Here is a 17246-nt window from a genome sequence, read left to right on the forward strand (position 1 = left end):
TCCGCTCTCGAAGCTCGAAGATCACGCACTCACAATTCAGAGGCTTGCCGACGCATGCAGGTTGCGGGGCAGCCGCAAGGTGCTCGCAAGCGCGCCTTCGGGGCAAGGCCCATCGGAATAGCTCGCTTCGCCCTCGGGCATTACGCACTTGTGCACTTCGACGACGGCCGGCGCGGCCTTGGCTTTCGGCTCTTCGGGAGCGGCGTCCATGCGCCCGAAGTTTGCGCTGGCCAATGGCGCGTAAGCGGGCGCATAAGGCGACATGGGCATGACAGGTTCGGGGGACGAGCGGGCCACTTCGTCCGTCGACGCGCGCTTGCCGCTGCCAGGTATGGCGGGCTCGACGTGCGCCGGCATGACCGCGGGAGCCAGGGCCGGTGCGCGTGCCGCGCTTTCTTGAACCAGGTCTTTCAGCGTCACATAGAAAAGCGATACCGCCACGAGCGCAACACCCAGGCAAGGTGCCCAGTACCGGGTGGACCCTTGCGCAATATCCGCTTGTTCGGTCTTGCCGATTGTGTGTTCGAGGCCCATGGCTGAAGCTCCTTGTTGGTGTTCAGCCGTTCTACTTACCGGACCCGGCGGCACTTGTAGGCCTGCGCCATGCTCCATGACGGAATACGCCTCGAAAACGCCGCGGAGAAGTTCGCTTGGGCCGTGCGGCAACTTCGCGAAGACAAGAAGTTCGAAAGGGCGCACGCGCGGGAGTTTCGATAATGCAGTCCGTCTTGTAGAAAACCGCAAAGAATGAGTGCCGCAGATTTCCTTTTCGCCCCCGAAGTACAAAAGATACTGATGGTTGCCTACGCGGCCCCCGAGCAGCCGCTGTCTTCCAGCGAGCTGGCCAAGCGCTCGAAGCTCGAGCCGGACGATGCGGCACGCACGCTGGAGCATCTTGTCAAAAGCGGAATCCTGAAGCGAAGCAAGCCGAAGTCAGACGAGCCCGAAACCATTTCGGTCGATCGCGCGTTCATCTTTCACAACGAGTTGCGAAGCATCGCGCTCAAGTCCTTTGCCGCAGCCGAGCCGGTCCGCTCCATGCTGCGCTCCAAGTTCAAGGACTCGGTCATGCGCGCCCTCATCCTGGAAGAAGACAAGGACGGCACCCTGGAGCTGCTCGTCGTGCACGGCCAGCTGATGCCGGACGAATCCGCCATGAAGGCCGCTTGCCAGAAGCTTTCGAAAAACATTCACCGCCACCTGAAGGTGCATGTGATTTCGAACACCAGGATCAACAACCTTCCGCCGCGCGACCCGCTCGCATTGAAGCTGGCGGCATCCGGTGTCGTCGAGGTCATTGCGCTTGGGGACACGAAGGCTCAACCCCCAGTCGAGAAGGTCGGCCTCTTGCAAAGCGCGAAGAAAAAGCTGGCAACGCTGGCGCGCCCCTTAGCGTGAGCGCGCATCGGAAGGCGGCTGCGCCGAGCGCACGACTTGCTGCCCCGCAGGTTGAAGCGCGGTGCGCGATCAGGGCTTCCAGCGGCGCAGGCCGAGCTCGTCCGCCAGTTGCCTGTAGGCGCCGATGCGGGCTTGCACATACTCGCTGAGCGCAGCGCCGGTAAGTGCAAACGGATAGAGCCCGTGCTGTTCGCGCAGCGCGGCGTAGCCCGGTGCGGCTACGGCCTCGGTGAATGCAGCGGTCCACGCGCGCACGGCCGCATCGGGCACGTTGGCGCTCAGGTAGAGGCCGCGCACGGTGGGCCAGACGATATCCACGCCTTGCTCGCGAGCGGTCGGCACGCCGGTCAGTGCGCCGCCGAGCCGCATTTCCGATAGCACTGCCAACAGGCGCACCGCCGCGCCGCCGCCAATGGCTTGCAACGCCTCGGCCGCATCGCCGGGAAACGCATCGACGTGCTTGCCTTGCAGTGCACGCAGGGCGTCGCCGCCGCCCTCGAACGAGACAAAGCGCATGGCCTTGTGGTCGCGGGCCGCAGCGCGCACCAGCAGTGCGGCTTTCACCCAGTCTTGGCTGCCTACCGTGCCGCCGGCGCCGAAGGCCACGCGCGAGGGGTCTTGCCTGAGTGCGGCCACCAGGTCTTGAAGGCGCTTGTAGGGTGAGTCGCGGTGCACGGCGATCACGCCGTAGTCGGTGCCGAGCGTTGCGATCCAGCGCACGGCCGAGGGCGCATGCGGGCCGAAGCGGCCTTGTGCAAGGTTGAGCAGCGATCCGCTGGAGAACGCGACCAGTGTGCCCGTGCCGCCGAGTTGTCCGGTGGCGATGCGGTCGAATGCGACCGCCCCGATACCGCCCGGCAGGTAGCGCTGGGCGAGCAGCGGGCGTGTGGGGCGCACGGCCTGCAGCGCGTCGCGCGCAAGCGCGCAGGTGAGATCGAAGCCGCCGCCGGCCTTGGCGGGAATCACGCAGTCGGCCGCGGCAAGGGAGGGATCGCCCGGCTGCTGCGCACCGGCCATGCGAACGGCGCCGGGCGCGAGCAGCGCGGACAACGCGCGCAGCGCATGGCGGCGGGTGGGGAAGTGCGGCTGCATGTGAATCTGCCCGCTGCTAGGTGGCCGCAGGCCGGGGCCACCAGATGATCGCATGCAGCCCCGTGCCGGCCTCGCGTGCCTCGAGCCGCAGCTCGCCGCGATGACGCTGCGCGATGGATCGCGCAATCGCCAGCCCAAGGCCGAAGCCGCCCTTGCCCGCCCGCGCGCCGCGTCGAAAGCGCTGGCCCAGGGCGGCGCGCTCTTCATCGCCGAGGCCAGGGCCATTGTCTTCGACGTTGAGGCTCCAGCCCGCTGCGTCGCCGGCCGCGAAGAGAGTGATTGTTCCCTCGGCGGGCGTGTAGGCAATGGCGTTTGCGACGAGGTTGCTCAGCGCCTCGCGCAGCAATCCGCGGTCGGCCACCGCAAGAAACTCCGGTGCAGGCGAATGAATGCCCAGGTCGATGCGCTTGGCGCGCGCAAGCGGCAGGAGGTCGACAGCCACTTCGCGCAGCAGCGCCGCAAGGTCGCACTCGGCCGGCTCCACTGCCACCGTGTCGCTGCGGCCCAGCGCAAGCAGCTGCTGTGCGCTGCGCGTTGCGCGGCCTATTTCGGTGCCGAGCGCGTCCAGTGCCACCCGCACCTGCGCCGGGTCCTGCTCGCGCCGTGCATAGTCGGCTTGCATCTGCAGTGTGGTGAGGTGGGTGCGCAGCTGGTGCGACGCATCGTCCAGAAACTGGCGCTGCTGTGCCACCAGGTCTTGCGTGCGCGTCATCTGCTGGTTGACTGCCACCACCAGCGGACGCACTTCCGCGGGCAGATCGGCTTCGGCGATGCGGGTCAGGTCGTCAGGCCTGCGGGCCTGCACCTCGCGCGCGAGGCGCGACATAGGGCGCAGCGCCGCCGCCAGCGCAATGGCGGTGCCCAGGATAAGCATTGTCAGCACCAGCCCGTCGCGCAATGCCGCGCTGCGCACGAAGCGGGCGGTGAACTCCTGTCGCGAGCGCGTGCTCTCGCCCACCTGAATGAGCACGCTGCGGCCGGTGCTGCCCGCCGGTGCACGGTCAAGGTCGCGCCGGTAGGCCGCAAGCCGCACGGCTTCATCGAAATAAACGGCGTCGTAGAAAGCCGGAACGCCCATGGCGAGTTCGGCGGGCGGCGCGGGCAGGTCGGCGCTGCCCAGTTCCACGAGGCCGTCGGAGCTTGCCACCCGAAAGAACACCTGGCCGCTGGCAGTGAGCTCGAAAAATTCGAACATCGTGTACGGCAGCTCGACAGAAAGCCCGCCCGACGCGGTCGAGATGTTCGCATCGATCGATTTCAGCGCACCCAGCAGAGAGCGGTCATAGGCGGCGTTGGCGGCGGCCAGCGCGTCGTGCCGCGTCATCCATAGCTCGATGCCCGTCACGGCGAGCAGGGCAGGAAACAGCAGCAGCGCAAGCCGCTGCCACAGGCTTGCGCGCCGCAGCCGGGCTGCCAGGCCTGCAAGAAGCCGCGGCGTGCTCACTCAGTCCGCTTCCAGCGCATAGCCCAGGCCGCGGAGCGTGGCAATGCGAACGCCGCTGCCGTCGAGCCGCTTGCGCAGCCGATAGACCAGCACTTCAACCGCTTCGGGGTGCACTTCTTCTTCATCGGAAAACACACGCTCCAGAATCTGCTGCTTCGACAGCGGTTCGCCGCTGCGCTGCACCAGTACGCGCAGCACGGCCAATTCGCGTGGCGAAAGCGTCAGGATATCGCCCGCCAGCACAAACTGCCGGCGCGCGCTGTCGTACACCAGCGGCCCGCAGGCCAGGCGCGGATGCTCCACCCCGCGCGCGCGGCGCACCAGCGCATGAAGGCGCGCCTCGAGCTCGGCCAGTGCAAAGGGCTTGGCCAAAAAATCGTCTGCACCGGCGTTCAGCGATGCGACCCGCTCGCCCAGCGAATCGCGCGCCGTGAGTATCAGTGCCGGCAGCCGCTGGTCGCGTTCGCGCAGGCGCTGGAGCACCGTGTGGCCGTCCATGCCCGGCAGGCCCAGGTCGAGCACCAGCGCATCGTGGTCGCGCTGCTGCAGGGCGCGGTCGGCCAGCCGGCCGTCATCTACCCACTCGACCTGGATGCCCGCATGCTCCAGCGCCTTGCACAGCCAGGTGCCCAGGGTGTGTTCGTCTTCCGCCAGCAGGATGCGCATGGCGCGATGCTAGGCCCTGGAGGGCTCAGTCCGGCTTGATGTTTGCCCTTGCGATCACTTTTTGCCAGCGAGCTTGCTCGGCCGCAATGAACTGCGCGAACTGCTCGGGCGTGCCGCCGACCGCCTCGGCCGCGTCGGCGGTCAACCGCTGCATGGAGTCGGGCGACTTCACTGCCTTCATCGTCTCGGCCGAGAGCTTGGCCAGCTGTGCGGGCTCGATGCTGGCCGGCGCAAGCATGCCGTACCACTGCGTCATTTCGAAACCCGGAAAGCCCTGCTCCGCTACCGTGGCCACGTCCGGCAGTTGCGGCAAGCGCTTGGCCGAACCGGTGGCAATGCAACGCACCTTGCCGGCCTTGATGAAGGGAATGATTGCCGCCGCGCCGATGGCCGAGGCATCGAGCCGGCCCGAGAGCAGGTCGGTCACCATGGGGCCGGTGCCGCGGTAGGGCACATGCAGCATGAAGACGTTTGCCGTCATCTTCAGGTACTCGAAGGCGAGATGGCCAGCGCTGCCGTTGCCCGCGGAGCCGTAGCTCAGCTTGCCCGGCTTCGACTTGGCATAGGCAATGAACTCCTTCAGGTTCTGGGCCGGTACATCGGGGTGCACCACGTAGAGGCTGGGCACCTTGGCCAGAAGGCTCACGGGCTTGAAGTCCTTGTTCGCGTCGTAGGGCAGCTTGGCAAAGATGTACGGGTTGACCGCCAGCGTGCCGATGTGCCCGAGGATCAAGGTGTGCTGATCGGTGGAGCGCGCAACCTCGCTCATGGCAATGTTGCCGGCCGCGCCGGGCTTGTTGTCGACAAACACGCTTTGCCCGAGCGTGCGCGAAAGCTCGGCGGCCGTGGAGCGCGCCACGATCTCCGAACTGCCGCCCGGCGCAAAAGGCACGACGAAGCGGATCGACTTGCTCGGCCAGGCGGCCTGGGCAGAGGCCAGCGAAGGCAGCAGCCCGCCAAGGGCCAGTGCGCCGCCGCCTTGCAGCCATTGCCGCCGTGTGGACTGTTGATCGTTCAGGAAAGGGTGGTCGGGCATGAATTTGTCTCCATCGCTTGGGTGTGAGCATGCATCCTGCCCGACGGATGCTGTCGGAATGCTGTCAGTCAGATCAGGTTGCGCATGGCTTGCGCCGTTTCGCGCAGCACCGGCAGCACGCGCGCCACTGCATCCTCGGAGCTTTCGTGGCCCATGGGCATGGTGATGTTGAGCGCACCCAGCAGCATGCCGTGCCGGTCGCGCAGCGGCACCGCAATGCCGCGCGAGTTCAGGTCGAGCTGCTGCTCCGACAAGGCCCAGCCCTGTGCCCGGATGCGCGCCAGCTCCAGCTTCATGCGCTCCTTGCTTGCGATGGTGTGCGATGTGAACACCTGCAGCTGGCGCGTGGCAAGCCACTCTGCCAGCTCGGCGTCGCCACGCAGCGCCAGCATGAGCATGCCCGCGGCGGTAACCTGCGCCGGCACGCGCGCACCGAGCACATAGCCGGTGCTCATGCTGCGGTTGGGGCCGTTGCGCGCAATGTAGACGACCTCGTCGCCATCCATCACGCTCAGGTAGGCGATCTCGTTGGTGCCCGCCGCCACGCGCTGCAGAAACGGCTGCACGATGCGCGGCAGCCGTGCCGAGTCGAGGTAAGACTGGCCCAGCCGCAGCACGCGCGGCGTCAGCCAGAAGAGCTTGCCGTCGCTTGCCACGTAGCCCATGTGCTGCAGCGTCAGCAGATAGCGGCGAGCGGCCGTGCGCGTCATGCCCGTGCGCTCGCCGGCCTGGCTGGCGGTCAGGCGCGGGTGCGCGTCGTCGAAGGCCTCGATGATGCTCACGCCGCGCTCCAGGCCGGCGATCCAGTCGCGCTTGTCCAGGCCCGGTGGGGCGGGGGAGGGATCGGTCGGATCGGTGCTCATGGGGCGGGAGTTTGCCGTGCGGGCGGCGCTACTGCGTTCGGCGTTTATAAGGACTAACCCTGTTTTTGTGCGATCAGCGAACGCATGAAGACGATAGTCGTGCATTTTGGGTGCATGTGAGGGTGAGGCCGATGGCCAAGGTAGATAAAGTCCGCCCTGGCGATGGCTTTGGAGCGATTGCCGCACAAAGAGGCAAGACATGACCACCTCCATCAACGGCAGCACCCTCGCGTACCTGATTCCCGGCGACCCCGTGCGCAACGTGCGCCTGCCGCGCATGTTCAACGCCGTGTTCGAGCGCTTCGGCATCGACGCGGTGCTGGTGCCCATGCAGGTGCCACTGCGCGACTTTGCGGTGTTCCTCAAGTCGGCCTTCCTGGCCCGCAACGTGCGCGGCATGGTCATTGCGCCGCCGCACAAGCCGCTGGCGGTCGACCTGCTCGACGGCTGTGGCCTGTTCGGCCGCGTGGCCGGGTCGGTCAACGTGGTGCGTCGCATCGATAACAACGAACTCGAAGGCGACCTCTTCGACGGCGAGGGCCTCCTGGGCGCGCTGGACCACTTCAACATTCCGTTCCGCGGCAAGCGGGTGCTCATTCTTGGCGCCGGCGTGAGCGCGGCGGCCATCGGCGTGGCGCTGGCCGAAGGCGGCACGGTCGATGGTGCGGAGCACATCGCGTTGTACGACACCTCGGCCGGCAAGGCGGCCGGCGTGGCTGCCAAGCTCGACGCGTTCTTCGATGCCAACGTGGTGGCTGTCGACAGCAATGCACCCGAGGGCTACGACCTGGTCATCAATGCCACCTCGCAGGGGCTCGAAGAGTCCGACGCGCTGCCGGTCGACGTTGCGCGCATGGAGCCTCATGCCGCGCTGTTCGATATTTTGCTGCGCAACCAGCCGACGCCGCTGGTGCGCGCCGCGCGTGCCCGCGGCCTCAACGCGCAGGCCGGCTTCGAAATGCTGATTCAGCAGATGCCGCACTACTTTGCGTACTTCGGCCATGCCGAGGCCGCGCAGGGCCTGCGCAAGGACGCGGATTTTCTGCGCGAGATCATCTATCCGCCCGCGATGCAGGCGGAAATTCGCAAGCCTTTGCGCTACCAGTCGCCGAGCGTGGCCTAAGCGGCGGCCGGTGCCGGGCAAGTTGCCGGGCGTGTCCGACCCATATGAGAACTTGTTCAGGAGGAGAGGCAATGGAAAAGATATTCGACGGCTACTGCAAGGTGCTCGACGCGCTGATCGCGTTGGCGCTTGCGGTCATGGTGGTGCTGGTGTTCGGCAACGTGGTGCTTCGCTATGCTTTCAATTCGGGCATCACCGTGTCCGAGGAAGTGTCGCGCTGGCTCTTTGTGTGGGTCACATTTCTAGGCGCGGTGGTGGCGGTGCGCGAACGCGCGCACCTGGGCACCGACTTTCTTGTGGCCCGCCTGCCGGTAATGGGCAAGAAGATCTGCCTTGTGGCTGGCCATGTGCTCATGCTGTATGCAACGTGGCTGCTGTTCAGCGGCAGTCTTGCGCAGGCAAAAATCAACTGGGACGTGCAGGCGCCGGTAACCGGCGCATCCACCGCGATCTTCTATGCATCGGGCGTTGTGTTCGCAGTTTCGGCCGCGCTGTTTCTGCTGAGCGACCTGGTGCGCGCGCTGACCGGCAAGCTGGGCGAAGACGAACTCGTGATGGTGCAGGAGTCGGAAGACCTTGCGCAGCTCGGGCGCGACGACGCAACTGAAAACAACACCCGCGACAAGCGCTGAGAGCCGAGCTGCCCATGACCGTATTCATCTTTCTCGGCTCGTTGCTCGCAGCAATGGCGCTGGGTATTCCGATTGCCTACTCGCTGCTGCTTTCGGGCGTGGCGCTGATGTATCACCTCGATCTGTTCGACGCGCAGATCCTTGCGCAGAACGTGGTGAACGGCGCCGACAGCTTTCCGCTGCTTGCGGTGCCGTTCTTCATGCTCGCCGGCGAGATCATGAACGTGGGCGGTCTCTCCAAGCGCATCGTCAACCTGGCGCTGACGCTCGTCGGGCACCGCCGCGGCGGCCTTGGCTTTGTGGCTATCGTGGCGGCCTGCCTGCTGGCCGCCTTGTCGGGTTCGGCTGTTGCCGACACCGCGGCACTGGCTGCCCTGCTGCTGCCGATGATGGTGCGCGCGGGGCACGACAAGGCGCGCGCGGCAGGCCTTATTGCCTCGGCCGGCATCATCGCGCCGGTGATTCCGCCTTCGATCGGTTTCGTGATCTTCGGCGTTGCAGCCAACGTGTCGATCAGCAAGCTCTTTCTTGCGGGTATCGTGCCCGGCGCCATGATGGGCGTGGGCATTGCCGTTGCATGGTGGTGGGTTGCCAAGCGCGAAAACGTCCAGCCACCGCCCAAGGCCACCGGCGCCCAGCGCGCGAAGGCTTTCAGGGAATCGCTTTGGGCGCTGTTCCTTCCGGTGATCGTCCTGGTCGGTCTCAAGATGGGCGTGTTCACTCCGACTGAAGCGGCAGTGGTTGCGGCGGTGTATGCGCTGTTCGTCGCAATGGTGGTCTACCGCGAGATGAACTTCGCGCAGCTCTACCAGGTTTTCGTGAGTGCGGCCAAGACCACGGCCGTGATCATGTTCCTTGTGGCGGCGGCCATGGTGTCCGCATGGCTCATTACGGTGGCCGATCTGCCGAGCAAGCTCATCGCGTTGCTGGAACCCTTCATGGGCAACCAGACCTTGCTGCTGATTGCAATCATGCTGCTGGTGATGGCCGTCGGCACGGCCATGGACATGACGCCAACCATTCTGATTCTCACGCCGGTGCTGATGCCGGTGGTCAAGGCTGCGGGCATCGATCCGGTTTACTTCGGTGTGCTGTTCATCATCAACAACGCCATCGGGCTCATCACGCCGCCGGTGGGCACCGTGCTCAACGTTGTGGCGGGCGTCGGCAAGATGAAGATGGACGAAGTCACGCGTGGCGTGCTGCCCTTCATGACGGCGCAATTCATCGTGATGTTCCTGCTCGTGTTTTTCCCGTCGCTCGTGCTGGTGCCCATGCGCTGGTTCACAGGCTGAGCCGACCTCGTTTTTCCCGCTTTTTTAATTCGAACCTCAAGGAGACATTGCATGAAGAAGACCTTTACCCGTGCCCTTTGCCTCGGCTTTGCGCTGCTGCTTCCCGTGGCTGCGGCCGTTGCGCAAGACATCAAGGAGCGCTCGATCAAGTTCGCGTTTCAGAACCAGGGCGATCATCCGCAAGCCCTGGGCGCAAAGAAGTTCGGCGAGCTCGTTGCGCAGAAGTCCGGCAACAAGATGCAGGTCAAGCTGTTTCCGGGCGGCACGCTCGGCGGTGACGTGCAGACCGTTTCTGCCATTCAGGGCGGAACCATTGAAATGACGGTGCTCAACGCCGGCATTCTCTCCAACCAGATCAAGGCATTCGCGGTCTTCGACTTTCCTTTTCTGTTTGCCAATCCCCAGGAAGCCGATGCCGTGACCGACGGACCCTTCGGCAAGAAGCTGTTTGCGGAACTCCCGGCCAAGAACCTGGTTGGTCTTGGCTACTGGGACCTGGGCTTTCGCAACGTGACCAACAGCAAGCGCCCGATCAACAAGGTCGAAGACCTGGCCGGCCTGAAGATCCGCGTGATCCAGTCGCCGATCTATATCGACCTGTTTACCGCGCTGGGCGCCAATGCCACCCCCATGCCTTTCCCCGAGCTCTACCCGGCGCTCGAGCAGAAGGCGGTCGACGGCCAGGAGAATCCCAACACGGTGATCCGCACCTCCAAGTTCGCCGAAGTGCAAAAGCACCTGGCGCTCACGCAGCACGTCTACAACCCGCAGGCGCTGATCGTCGGCAAGAAGCTCTGGGATTCGCTCAGCGATGCTGAAAAGAAAATCATGACCGAAGCAGCCGACGAAGCCACCAAATACGAGCGTGAAGTCTCGCGCGGACAGGCCCAGGCCGCGCTGGCGGACCTCAAGAAGGCCGGCATGCAGGTAACCGAATTCAGCCCCGCCGAAATGCAGCGCCTTCGCGACAAGGTCAAGCCTGTGGTCGAGAAGCACAGTGCACTGGTGGGCGAAGCCGTGGTGAAAGACCTGTACGCCGAAATCGCAAAGGTCCGCAAGTAAGTTCAACGACAGGCCAACGAAGGACAGCATGATCACCGGCAAGACCACCATCGTCGCGCACCTGGGCTTTCCCACCGAGAGCTTCAAGGCGCCGATGATCTACAACCCCTGGTTCGAAAAGCAGGGCATCGACGCGGTCGTGGTGCCGATGGGGGTAAAACCCGACGACTACCCCGCAGCGTTTGCCGCGCTGTTCCGGCTTACCAACATCAGGGGTGCGCTGGTGACCATGCCGCACAAGATAACGACCATGGGCCTGGTCGACGAGGTCACGCCTACCGCGCGAATAGCCGGTGCCTGCAACGCGGTGCTCAAGCGCGCCGACGGCACGCTGGTGGGCGACCAGTTCGACGGCGCGGGTTTTGTGCGCGGCGTCTTGCGCAAGGGCCGTGCGCTCGAGGGTGCCCGCGTGCTGGTTTCCGGCAGCGGCGGTGTCGGCTCTGCCATAGCGGCCTCCCTGGCGGCGGCGGGGGTTGCGCAGATTGCGCTCTTCGACGCCTATGCACCGTCTGCCGATGCGCTTGCCGGGCGGCTGCGCACGCACTATCCCGCCTTGGCCGTTTCCACGGGCTCGAACGATCCGGCGGGCTTCGACGTGGTCGTCAATGCCACGCCGCTGGGCATGAAAGAGGGCGATGCGCTGCCTTTCGACGTGGACCGCATCGCGCCTTCGACCTTCGTCGGCGAGGTGGTCATGAAGTCCGAATACACGCCGCTGCTGCGTGCCGCACTCGACAAAGGCTGTGCGGTGCAGGTAGGCACCGACATGCTGTTTGAAATGATTCCCGCGTATCTCGAATTCTTCGGCTTTGGCACCGCCACGGCCGACGAATTGCGCGCCGAGGCGAAGATCAGCTACTGAGTTGCCACGGACGCAAACGCCTACGTCCCGCGGGCGTGTTGCGAACGCGGTGTAATGCCGTTTCGCCGCCCGATTTTTTTGATGCAAGAGGCGTTCACCATGAGTATTTTTGAAGGCTTTCTTTCCACCTCCGAAACGCTTTCAGCCTTCAGCGACCGCAACTTCGTCGACGCCATGCTGCGCTTCGAGGCGGCGCTCACGCGGGCCCAGGCGGCGGTCGGGCTGGTGCCTGAATCGGCAGCGCATTCGATTGTCGGCAGCTGCAAGGTCGAACTGTTCGACGTGGCGAAGATCGTGCGCGACAGCGGCCGGGCGGGCAGCGTTGCAATTCCGCTGGTCAAGGCGCTGAAGGAGGCCGTGGGCCTGTTCAATGCGGAGGCCGTGCCCTTCGTGCACTTCGGCAGCACCAGCCAGGACGTGATCGACACGGCCATGGCACTGGTCACGCGCGAGGGAATGGCGCTCATCGAGACAGACCTCGATCGTGCGATCGACGCGCTTCTGCAGCATGCCGCGCAACACGCTGCCACGCCTATTCTTGCGCGCACGCTGATGCAGCCGGCCTCCGTTACCAGCTTCGGCCTCAAGTGCGCGGGCTGGGCCGCGCCGCTGGTGCGCAGCCGCGTGCGCTTGCGCACGGCCTCGCGCCATGCCCTCAACGTGCAGCTCGGCGGTGCAGTCGGAACGCTGTCGCAAATGAAGGGCCAGGGCCCTGCAGTGGTGCAGCGCGTGGCGGACGAACTTGGCCTTGGCAACGCCGGTGCCACGTGGCACACGCAGCGCGACGAATGGGTAGCGCTTGGCTGCGAGCTGGGGCTGCTCGCCGGCAGCCTGGGCAAGATCGCGCGCGACATTTCGCTCATGGGCCAGTACGAAGTCGGCGAGGTGGCCGAACCCACCGAGCCGGGCCGTGGCGGTTCTTCGGCCATGCCGCACAAGCGCAACCCCGTCGCCTCGATGGTGGCGCTGGCCGCGGCGCAGCGTGCGCCGCAGCGCGTGGCCGCGTTGCTGGCCGCCATGCCGCAGGAACACGAGCGCGCACTGGGCGGCTGGCAAGCCGAGTTGGCCGAATGGCCTCAACTGCTGATGTCCGCGCACGGCAGCGCGCGTGCGCTGGCCGGTGCACTGCCGGGCCTGCAGATCGACGCGGCGCGCATGCGCGCCAATATCGACACACTGCGCGCCGAGCTGCCGCGCGAGGCAGCTGACGAATGGTTCAACCCGGCCCTGGCAGAGCCCGCTGGCGACACCGCACTGCACCAGGTGGCAGCCCTGCGCGAACAACTGACTGCGAAAGACACTTCCTGATGACCGATCAAACAAACACACCTGCCGCTGGCGACTACGAAGCGGGCCTCGTCAACCGCCGTCGCGTGCTCGGCGATGCCTGGGTCGACAAGTCGCTCGCCAACCGCAACGGGTTCAACGCCGAATTCCAGGAACTCATTACCCGCCATGCGTGGAATGACATCTGGGGCCGGCCCGCGCTGGGCGACAAGACGCGCCGCTACATGGTGCTGTCGATGATGCTGGGCATTCATGCGTACGAAGAATTCGCCATGCATGTGCGCGCGGCGCTCGACGGCCCGCCCGAGTCGCGCCTGACGCCCGACGACATCAAGGAAGTGATCATGATGGCCGCCATCTATTGCGGCGTGCCGGTGGCCAACCACGCCTTCGGCATTGCAACCGGCATCTTGCGGGAGAAGGGCCTGCTGGCAGCAGCCCCGCAGTGACCGGACCAACGGATATTCGCAAGGGCCGCTTCGACGTCGGTTTTACCTTGTTGCTGCCGCTGCTCCTGGCAGCCCAGCCGGTTGCCACCGACAGCTACCTGCCAGCGCTCCCCGCCATTGCAAAGGAGCTGGGTTCCGCCAGCACCAGCCTCACGCTGTTTGTGCTGGCCTTCGGTTTTGCGCAATTGCTGTGCGGGCCGCTGGCCGATCGCTTCGGGCGCCGGCCGGTGCTGCTGGCGGGGCTCGGCTGCTATGTGATTGCGGCGCTTGGCGGTGCCCTTGCGGGCAGCGTGTCGGTGCTTGCGGGCTGGCGAACGCTGCAGGGTTTTTCGATGGCGGCCATTCTGGTTTGCGCGCGTGCCGCCGTGCGCGACCTGTACCCCGCGCACGAAGGGCCGCACGTCATGGCGCGCGGCCTCACCGGGCTGGGCGTGGTGGGGCTGCTTGCGCCGCTGCTCGGCGCCTGGCTGGTGCAGAGGGCCGGCTGGCGCTGGGTCATGGGGTCGATGGCGCTGTATGCGCTGGTGCTCTTTGCGCTCTGCTGGCGTTCGTTCGGCGAAACGCGGCGGCCGTTGGCGGGCGATGTTTCGGCGCCGCGCGGCAGTGCGCGCGCCGTGTTTGCCAGCCGCAGCTTTCGCGCCTGGGCTTCGGTGGCCGCAACCACCTACGGCGGCCTGTTCTGCTTTTTGCTGCTGTCGCCGATGGTCTACATCGGCTACCTGGGCTGGTCGCCCGCCATGTACGGCTGGATTCCGGCCGGCGGTTCGCTGGTCTACATTTTCAGCACCACGATGTGCCGGCGCCTGCTGCGCAAATACGGGCCCGTGCACACAGTTCAGCTTGGCGCTACGCTGAGCATTGCCGGCGCAATCATCCAGGCGCTGGGCTGCTGGCTGGCGCCGCACAGCGCGGTGCCGCTGCTGGCGGGCCACGCGGTCTATTGCCTTGGGCACGGCATACACCAGCCTTGCGGCCAGGCCGGCGCGGTGGGCGACTTGCCGCACCTGGCGGGGCGCGCCGTGTCGTGGTCGGGCTTCGGCATGATGATGGTCGCATTCAGCGTCGGGCAAATTGCGGCACAGTTTGTCGACGCCGGTTATTCGAACGGCGCCTGGCCGATGGTCGTGCCCATGCTGCTCGCGGGCTGCGTGCTGCTGGCCATTGCGTTCTACTGGCTGCCGCGTCTTCAACATCCGATAAGGAAGGAATCAACATGACCCGCTTGAACGTTGTCCGCGAAGGCAGCGGCCCCTTCGTCGTACTGAGCCATGCGCTGGGTTGCGACCTGCACATGTGGGACGGCGTGGCCGAGCAGCTGGCGCGCGGCCACACCGTGATCCGCTACGACCACCGCAACCATGGCGCCTCCGACGTAGTGCCGGGCGCGCTGCGCATCGAGACACTGGCGCAAGACGTGGCCGAACTCATCCAGCGTGAGACGGGCGGAGAGCCGGTGCACTTTGTCGGCCTTTCAATGGGCGGCATGACCGCGCAGGCGCTGGCGGTGCGGCACCCCGAGCTGCTGCGCAGCGTGGTCATCGCGAATTCGTCGGCCCACTATCCCGACCAGTCGCCCTGGCGGGCGCGCGTCGAAACGGTGGCTGCCAAGGGTGTGTCGGCCATTGCATCGGGTGCCGTCTCGCGCTGGCTCACGCTCGGCTATGTCACCACGCAAGAGGGCAAGGCGGCATCGCAGGCACTGAACGAGGTGCTGGTGCGCACCGACCCGCAGGGCTATATCGAGAGCTGCAACGCGGTGGCCGCCATCGATTTTCGGGAGAGCAACCGCCGCATCGCGGCGCCCACGCTGGTCATTGCGGGCCTGCAGGACGAAGCCACGCCCCTGGCCATGTCCGAAGCCATGGTGGCCGCCATTCCCGGCGCCCGGCTGGCGACCATCGACGCGGCGCACCTGAGCGCGGTAGAGCGGCCGGTTGAGTTTGCCCAGTTGCTGATCGATTACTGGCGCAGTTTCTGAAACTGCGACCCGCGCAGGGCAGGGGTTAGCCTAGGTCTAACCCCTATTTCGTGCGAAGAGTGCACGTGAGCGTTCGATTATCGAACTGCAGGTGAGCGTGGAGCATTGTGGGCAGGGCGCCGTGTTTCTACAGTCGGCTCCCATGCATCGCTCCATTGCCACCGTTTCTCTCAGCGGCACGCTTCGCCAGAAGCTCGAAGCCGTATCGGCCGCAGGCTTCAACGGCATCGAGCTGTTCGAGAGCGACTTCGTCAACTTCAAGGGCAGCGCTGCTGAACTCGGCCGCATCGCGGCGGACCTTGGCCTTTCGATCGACCTGTACCAGCCGTTCCGCGATTTCGAGGGCATGCCCGAGGCGCAGTTCCGGCGCAGCCTGGAGCGCGCCGAGCGCAAGTTCGACCTGATGGAGGCGATGGGCGCGCCGATGATGCTGTGCTGCTCGAACACATCGCCGCTTGCCATCGACGACCCGGCACTGGCCGCAGCCCAGATGCACGAGCTGGCCGAGCGCGCCGCACGACGCAACCTGCGCGTGGGTTTCGAGGCGCTGGCCTGGGGCCGATTCACGTCGCTCTACGGCGAGGCATGGAACATCGTGCGCGAGGCCGATCATCCGAACCTCGGGTTGATCCTGGACAGCTTTCACACGCTGTCGCTCAAGGACGATCCCGCGGGCATTGCCCGCATTCCGGGCGACAAGATCTTCTTTCTGCAGATGGCCGATGCGCCGCTGCTTTCGATGGACGTGCTGCAGTGGGCCCGCCATCACCGGTCGTTTCCGGGACAGGGCGATCTTGGCGTGATCGGGTTCTTCGAGCAGGTGCTGCGCGCGGGCTACACGGGGCCGCTTTCACTCGAAATCTTCAACGACATCTTTCGCGAGACGCCCAACCGGCGCACTGCGGTGGATGCGATGCGCTCGCTGCTGTACCTTGAAAGCGAAGCACAGCGGCGCCTTGCAGCGGCTGCCGGCACCGCGGATGCGCCCCTGCAGCCGCTGCGCGTGGAGCTCTTCAATCCGCCGCCCGTGCCGGCACTGTCGGGCGTGTCGTTCATCGAGTTCGCAGCCGACGAAAGCTCGGCCGGCACGCTCGGCACGCTGCTCGGGCAACTCGGCTTCCGACGCGTGGGCCGGCATCGCTCCAAGGCTGTGGTGCTGTACCGGCAGGGCGAGATCAACATGATCGTCAATGCGCAGCCGGATTCGTTTGCGCGCAGCCGCTTCGAAGCACACGGCACCTCGGTGTGCGCCCTGGGCGTGCGCTGCGCCGACCCTCTGGCAGCGGTTGAACGTGCTACCGCCATGCGCTCGCTGCGGCACGACAGCCCTGTCGGCCCCAACGAGCTGCGCGTGCCGGCCATCGTGGCGCCAGGCGGCAACCTCATTCACTTCGTGTCGGAGGCACTGGGGGCCAACGGCCTGTACGAGGCCGATTTCATCCTTGAAGAAGATGCAGCCGCGGCCGAAGGCGCAGGCCTGACGCAGATCGACCACGTGGCGCTTGGCCTGGCGGTGGACCAGCTCGACACCTGGGTGCTGTTCACACGCGCCGTGCTGGGGCTGGAGCCGGGCGAAAGCCTGGAGCTGGCCGATCCGTTCGGGCTGATCCGCAGCCGGGGCGTGGCCGATGCGGCGCGCAGCGTGCGGCTGGTGCTCAACGTGTCCCTGAGCCAGCGCACCCGCACCGCGCGCACGCTGAGCGTAACGGGCGGCGGCGCGGTGCATCACATTGCCTTGCGCTGCGACGACATCTTCGAGAGCGTGGAGCGGCTGCGCGCCAACGGCACGCGCTTCGTGCCCATTTCGGGCAACTACTACGACGACCTGGCGACCCGCATCGACCTCGACCCGGCACTGCTGGCGCGCATGCGGGCAGCGGGCGTGCTGTTCGACCGCTCGCCGGCAGGCGACTACCTGCACATCTACACCGAGAGCATCGAAGGCGGGCTCTTCTTCGAACTGGCACAGCGCGCCGGCGGCTACGACGCCTACGGCGCACTCAATGCACCCGCGCGCATGGCATCGCAGGCGCAGGAATAGATTTTTTCGTCAACCTGG

17 protein-coding genes are annotated in these 17246 nt (G+C 65.9%); 11 read left to right on the forward strand and 6 right to left on the reverse strand.

Features of this window, described 5'->3' with window-relative positions; all coding sequences use genetic code 11:
• Window positions 1-36: 36 nt before the first annotated feature.
• Window positions 37-534: a hypothetical protein gene (locus tag J2X67_RS08100; protein WP_309952063.1), complete on the reverse strand. Its 498-nt coding sequence runs from the start codon at window positions 532-534 to the stop codon at window positions 37-39.
• Window positions 535-795: 261 nt separating this feature from the next.
• On the opposite strand from J2X67_RS08100, the gene J2X67_RS08105 reads away from it, so the two are divergent.
• Complete coding sequence (locus tag J2X67_RS08105) at window positions 796-1398, forward strand: hypothetical protein (protein WP_309952064.1); 603 nt, start codon at window positions 796-798, stop codon at window positions 1396-1398.
• Between the two features lie 69 nt (window positions 1399-1467).
• On the opposite strand, the gene J2X67_RS08110 is transcribed toward J2X67_RS08105, so the two are convergent.
• The 5 genes from J2X67_RS08110 to J2X67_RS08130 all read right to left on the reverse strand — a co-directional run bounded on the left by J2X67_RS08110 (window position 1468) and on the right by J2X67_RS08130 (window position 6499).
• The gene (locus tag J2X67_RS08110; protein ID WP_309952065.1) at window positions 1468-2490 is read right to left on the reverse strand and encodes a tripartite tricarboxylate transporter substrate-binding protein; all 1023 of its coding nucleotides are present in this window, start codon (window positions 2488-2490) and stop codon (window positions 1468-1470) included.
• Between the two features lie 16 nt (window positions 2491-2506).
• Window positions 2507-3934, reverse strand: a complete 1428-nt coding sequence (locus tag J2X67_RS08115; RefSeq protein ID WP_309952066.1) for a sensor histidine kinase N-terminal domain-containing protein — start codon at window positions 3932-3934, stop codon at window positions 2507-2509.
• Window positions 3935-4600 carry a response regulator gene (locus J2X67_RS08120; protein ID WP_309952067.1) on the reverse strand — a complete coding sequence of 222 codons (666 nt, stop codon included), beginning with the start codon at window positions 4598-4600 and terminating at the stop codon, window positions 3935-3937. It lies immediately after the preceding gene.
• A gap of 25 nt (window positions 4601-4625) precedes the next feature.
• Entirely contained in the window at window positions 4626-5636 is a 1011-nt protein-coding gene (locus J2X67_RS08125; RefSeq protein WP_309952068.1) for a tripartite tricarboxylate transporter substrate binding protein, read from the reverse strand.
• A gap of 68 nt (window positions 5637-5704) precedes the next feature.
• A complete protein-coding gene (locus J2X67_RS08130) occupies window positions 5705-6499 on the reverse strand; it encodes an IclR family transcriptional regulator C-terminal domain-containing protein (RefSeq protein ID WP_309952070.1) in 795 nt (264 codons plus the stop codon).
• 199 nt (window positions 6500-6698) lie between these two features.
• Between J2X67_RS08130 and J2X67_RS08135 the strand changes: the two genes are divergently transcribed.
• The 10 genes from J2X67_RS08135 to J2X67_RS08180 all read left to right on the forward strand — a co-directional run bounded on the left by J2X67_RS08135 (window position 6699) and on the right by J2X67_RS08180 (window position 17228).
• Entirely contained in the window at window positions 6699-7622 is a 924-nt protein-coding gene (locus J2X67_RS08135; protein ID WP_309952072.1) for a shikimate dehydrogenase, read from the forward strand.
• 71 nt (window positions 7623-7693) lie between these two features.
• Window positions 7694-8254, forward strand: a complete 561-nt coding sequence (locus J2X67_RS08140; RefSeq protein ID WP_309952074.1) for a TRAP transporter small permease — start codon at window positions 7694-7696, stop codon at window positions 8252-8254.
• Between the two features lie 14 nt (window positions 8255-8268).
• A complete protein-coding gene (locus J2X67_RS08145) occupies window positions 8269-9549 on the forward strand; it encodes a TRAP transporter large permease subunit (RefSeq protein WP_309952076.1) in 1281 nt (426 codons plus the stop codon).
• A gap of 51 nt (window positions 9550-9600) precedes the next feature.
• Window positions 9601-10611: a TRAP transporter substrate-binding protein gene (locus J2X67_RS08150; RefSeq protein WP_281148617.1), complete on the forward strand. Its 1011-nt coding sequence runs from the start codon at window positions 9601-9603 to the stop codon at window positions 10609-10611.
• A gap of 28 nt (window positions 10612-10639) precedes the next feature.
• Window positions 10640-11473: a shikimate dehydrogenase gene (locus J2X67_RS08155; RefSeq protein WP_309952077.1), complete on the forward strand. Its 834-nt coding sequence runs from the start codon at window positions 10640-10642 to the stop codon at window positions 11471-11473.
• Window positions 11474-11572: 99 nt separating this feature from the next.
• Window positions 11573-12781 carry a 3-carboxy-cis,cis-muconate cycloisomerase gene (pcaB, locus tag J2X67_RS08160; protein ID WP_309952079.1) on the forward strand — a complete coding sequence of 403 codons (1209 nt, stop codon included), beginning with the start codon at window positions 11573-11575 and terminating at the stop codon, window positions 12779-12781.
• Entirely contained in the window at window positions 12781-13209 is a 429-nt protein-coding gene (locus J2X67_RS08165) for a carboxymuconolactone decarboxylase family protein (RefSeq protein WP_309952080.1), read from the forward strand. Before pcaB ends, J2X67_RS08165 begins: the two co-directional genes overlap by 1 nt.
• Complete coding sequence (locus J2X67_RS08170) at window positions 13206-14426, forward strand: multidrug effflux MFS transporter (protein ID WP_309952082.1); 1221 nt, start codon at window positions 13206-13208, stop codon at window positions 14424-14426. Before J2X67_RS08165 ends, J2X67_RS08170 begins: the two co-directional genes overlap by 4 nt.
• Window positions 14423-15187 carry an alpha/beta fold hydrolase gene (locus J2X67_RS08175; RefSeq protein WP_309952084.1) on the forward strand — a complete coding sequence of 255 codons (765 nt, stop codon included), beginning with the start codon at window positions 14423-14425 and terminating at the stop codon, window positions 15185-15187. The genes J2X67_RS08170 and J2X67_RS08175 overlap by 4 nt, the downstream gene beginning before the upstream one ends.
• A gap of 142 nt (window positions 15188-15329) precedes the next feature.
• Entirely contained in the window at window positions 15330-17228 is a 1899-nt protein-coding gene (locus J2X67_RS08180) for a TIM barrel protein (RefSeq protein WP_309952086.1), read from the forward strand.
• The last annotated feature ends 18 nt before the right edge of the window (window positions 17229-17246 follow it).

Source organism: Variovorax sp. 3319, from assembly GCF_031456585.1.
In the GTDB taxonomy this organism is placed as follows: Bacteria; Pseudomonadota; Gammaproteobacteria; order Burkholderiales; family Burkholderiaceae_C; genus Variovorax; species Variovorax paradoxus_P.

Excerpts from the sequence above, each read along its gene's own strand:
- J2X67_RS08100 (WP_309952063.1), bottom strand. The coding sequence starts at position 534 with ATGGGCCTCGAACACACAATCGGCAAGACCGAACAAGCGGATATTGCG.
- J2X67_RS08105 (WP_309952064.1), top strand. The coding sequence starts at position 796 with ATGGTTGCCTACGCGGCCCCCGAGCAGCCGCTGTCTTCCAGCGAGCTG.
- J2X67_RS08110 (WP_309952065.1), bottom strand. The coding sequence starts at position 2,490 with ATGCAGCCGCACTTCCCCACCCGCCGCCATGCGCTGCGCGCGTTGTCC.
- J2X67_RS08120 (WP_309952067.1), bottom strand. The coding sequence starts at position 4,600 with ATGCGCATCCTGCTGGCGGAAGACGAACACACCCTGGGCACCTGGCTG.
- J2X67_RS08125 (WP_309952068.1), bottom strand. The coding sequence starts at position 5,636 with ATGCCCGACCACCCTTTCCTGAACGATCAACAGTCCACACGGCGGCAA.
- J2X67_RS08130 (WP_309952070.1), bottom strand. The coding sequence starts at position 6,499 with ATGAGCACCGATCCGACCGATCCCTCCCCCGCCCCACCGGGCCTGGAC.
- J2X67_RS08135 (WP_309952072.1), top strand. The coding sequence starts at position 6,699 with ATGACCACCTCCATCAACGGCAGCACCCTCGCGTACCTGATTCCCGGC.
- J2X67_RS08140 (WP_309952074.1), top strand. The coding sequence starts at position 7,694 with ATGGAAAAGATATTCGACGGCTACTGCAAGGTGCTCGACGCGCTGATC.
- J2X67_RS08145 (WP_309952076.1), top strand. The coding sequence starts at position 8,269 with ATGACCGTATTCATCTTTCTCGGCTCGTTGCTCGCAGCAATGGCGCTG.
- J2X67_RS08150 (WP_281148617.1), top strand. The coding sequence starts at position 9,601 with ATGAAGAAGACCTTTACCCGTGCCCTTTGCCTCGGCTTTGCGCTGCTG.
- J2X67_RS08155 (WP_309952077.1), top strand. The coding sequence starts at position 10,640 with ATGATCACCGGCAAGACCACCATCGTCGCGCACCTGGGCTTTCCCACC.
- pcaB (WP_309952079.1), top strand. The coding sequence starts at position 11,573 with ATGAGTATTTTTGAAGGCTTTCTTTCCACCTCCGAAACGCTTTCAGCC.
- J2X67_RS08165 (WP_309952080.1), top strand. The coding sequence starts at position 12,781 with ATGACCGATCAAACAAACACACCTGCCGCTGGCGACTACGAAGCGGGC.
- J2X67_RS08175 (WP_309952084.1), top strand. The coding sequence starts at position 14,423 with ATGACCCGCTTGAACGTTGTCCGCGAAGGCAGCGGCCCCTTCGTCGTA.
- J2X67_RS08180 (WP_309952086.1), top strand. The coding sequence starts at position 15,330 with ATGCATCGCTCCATTGCCACCGTTTCTCTCAGCGGCACGCTTCGCCAG.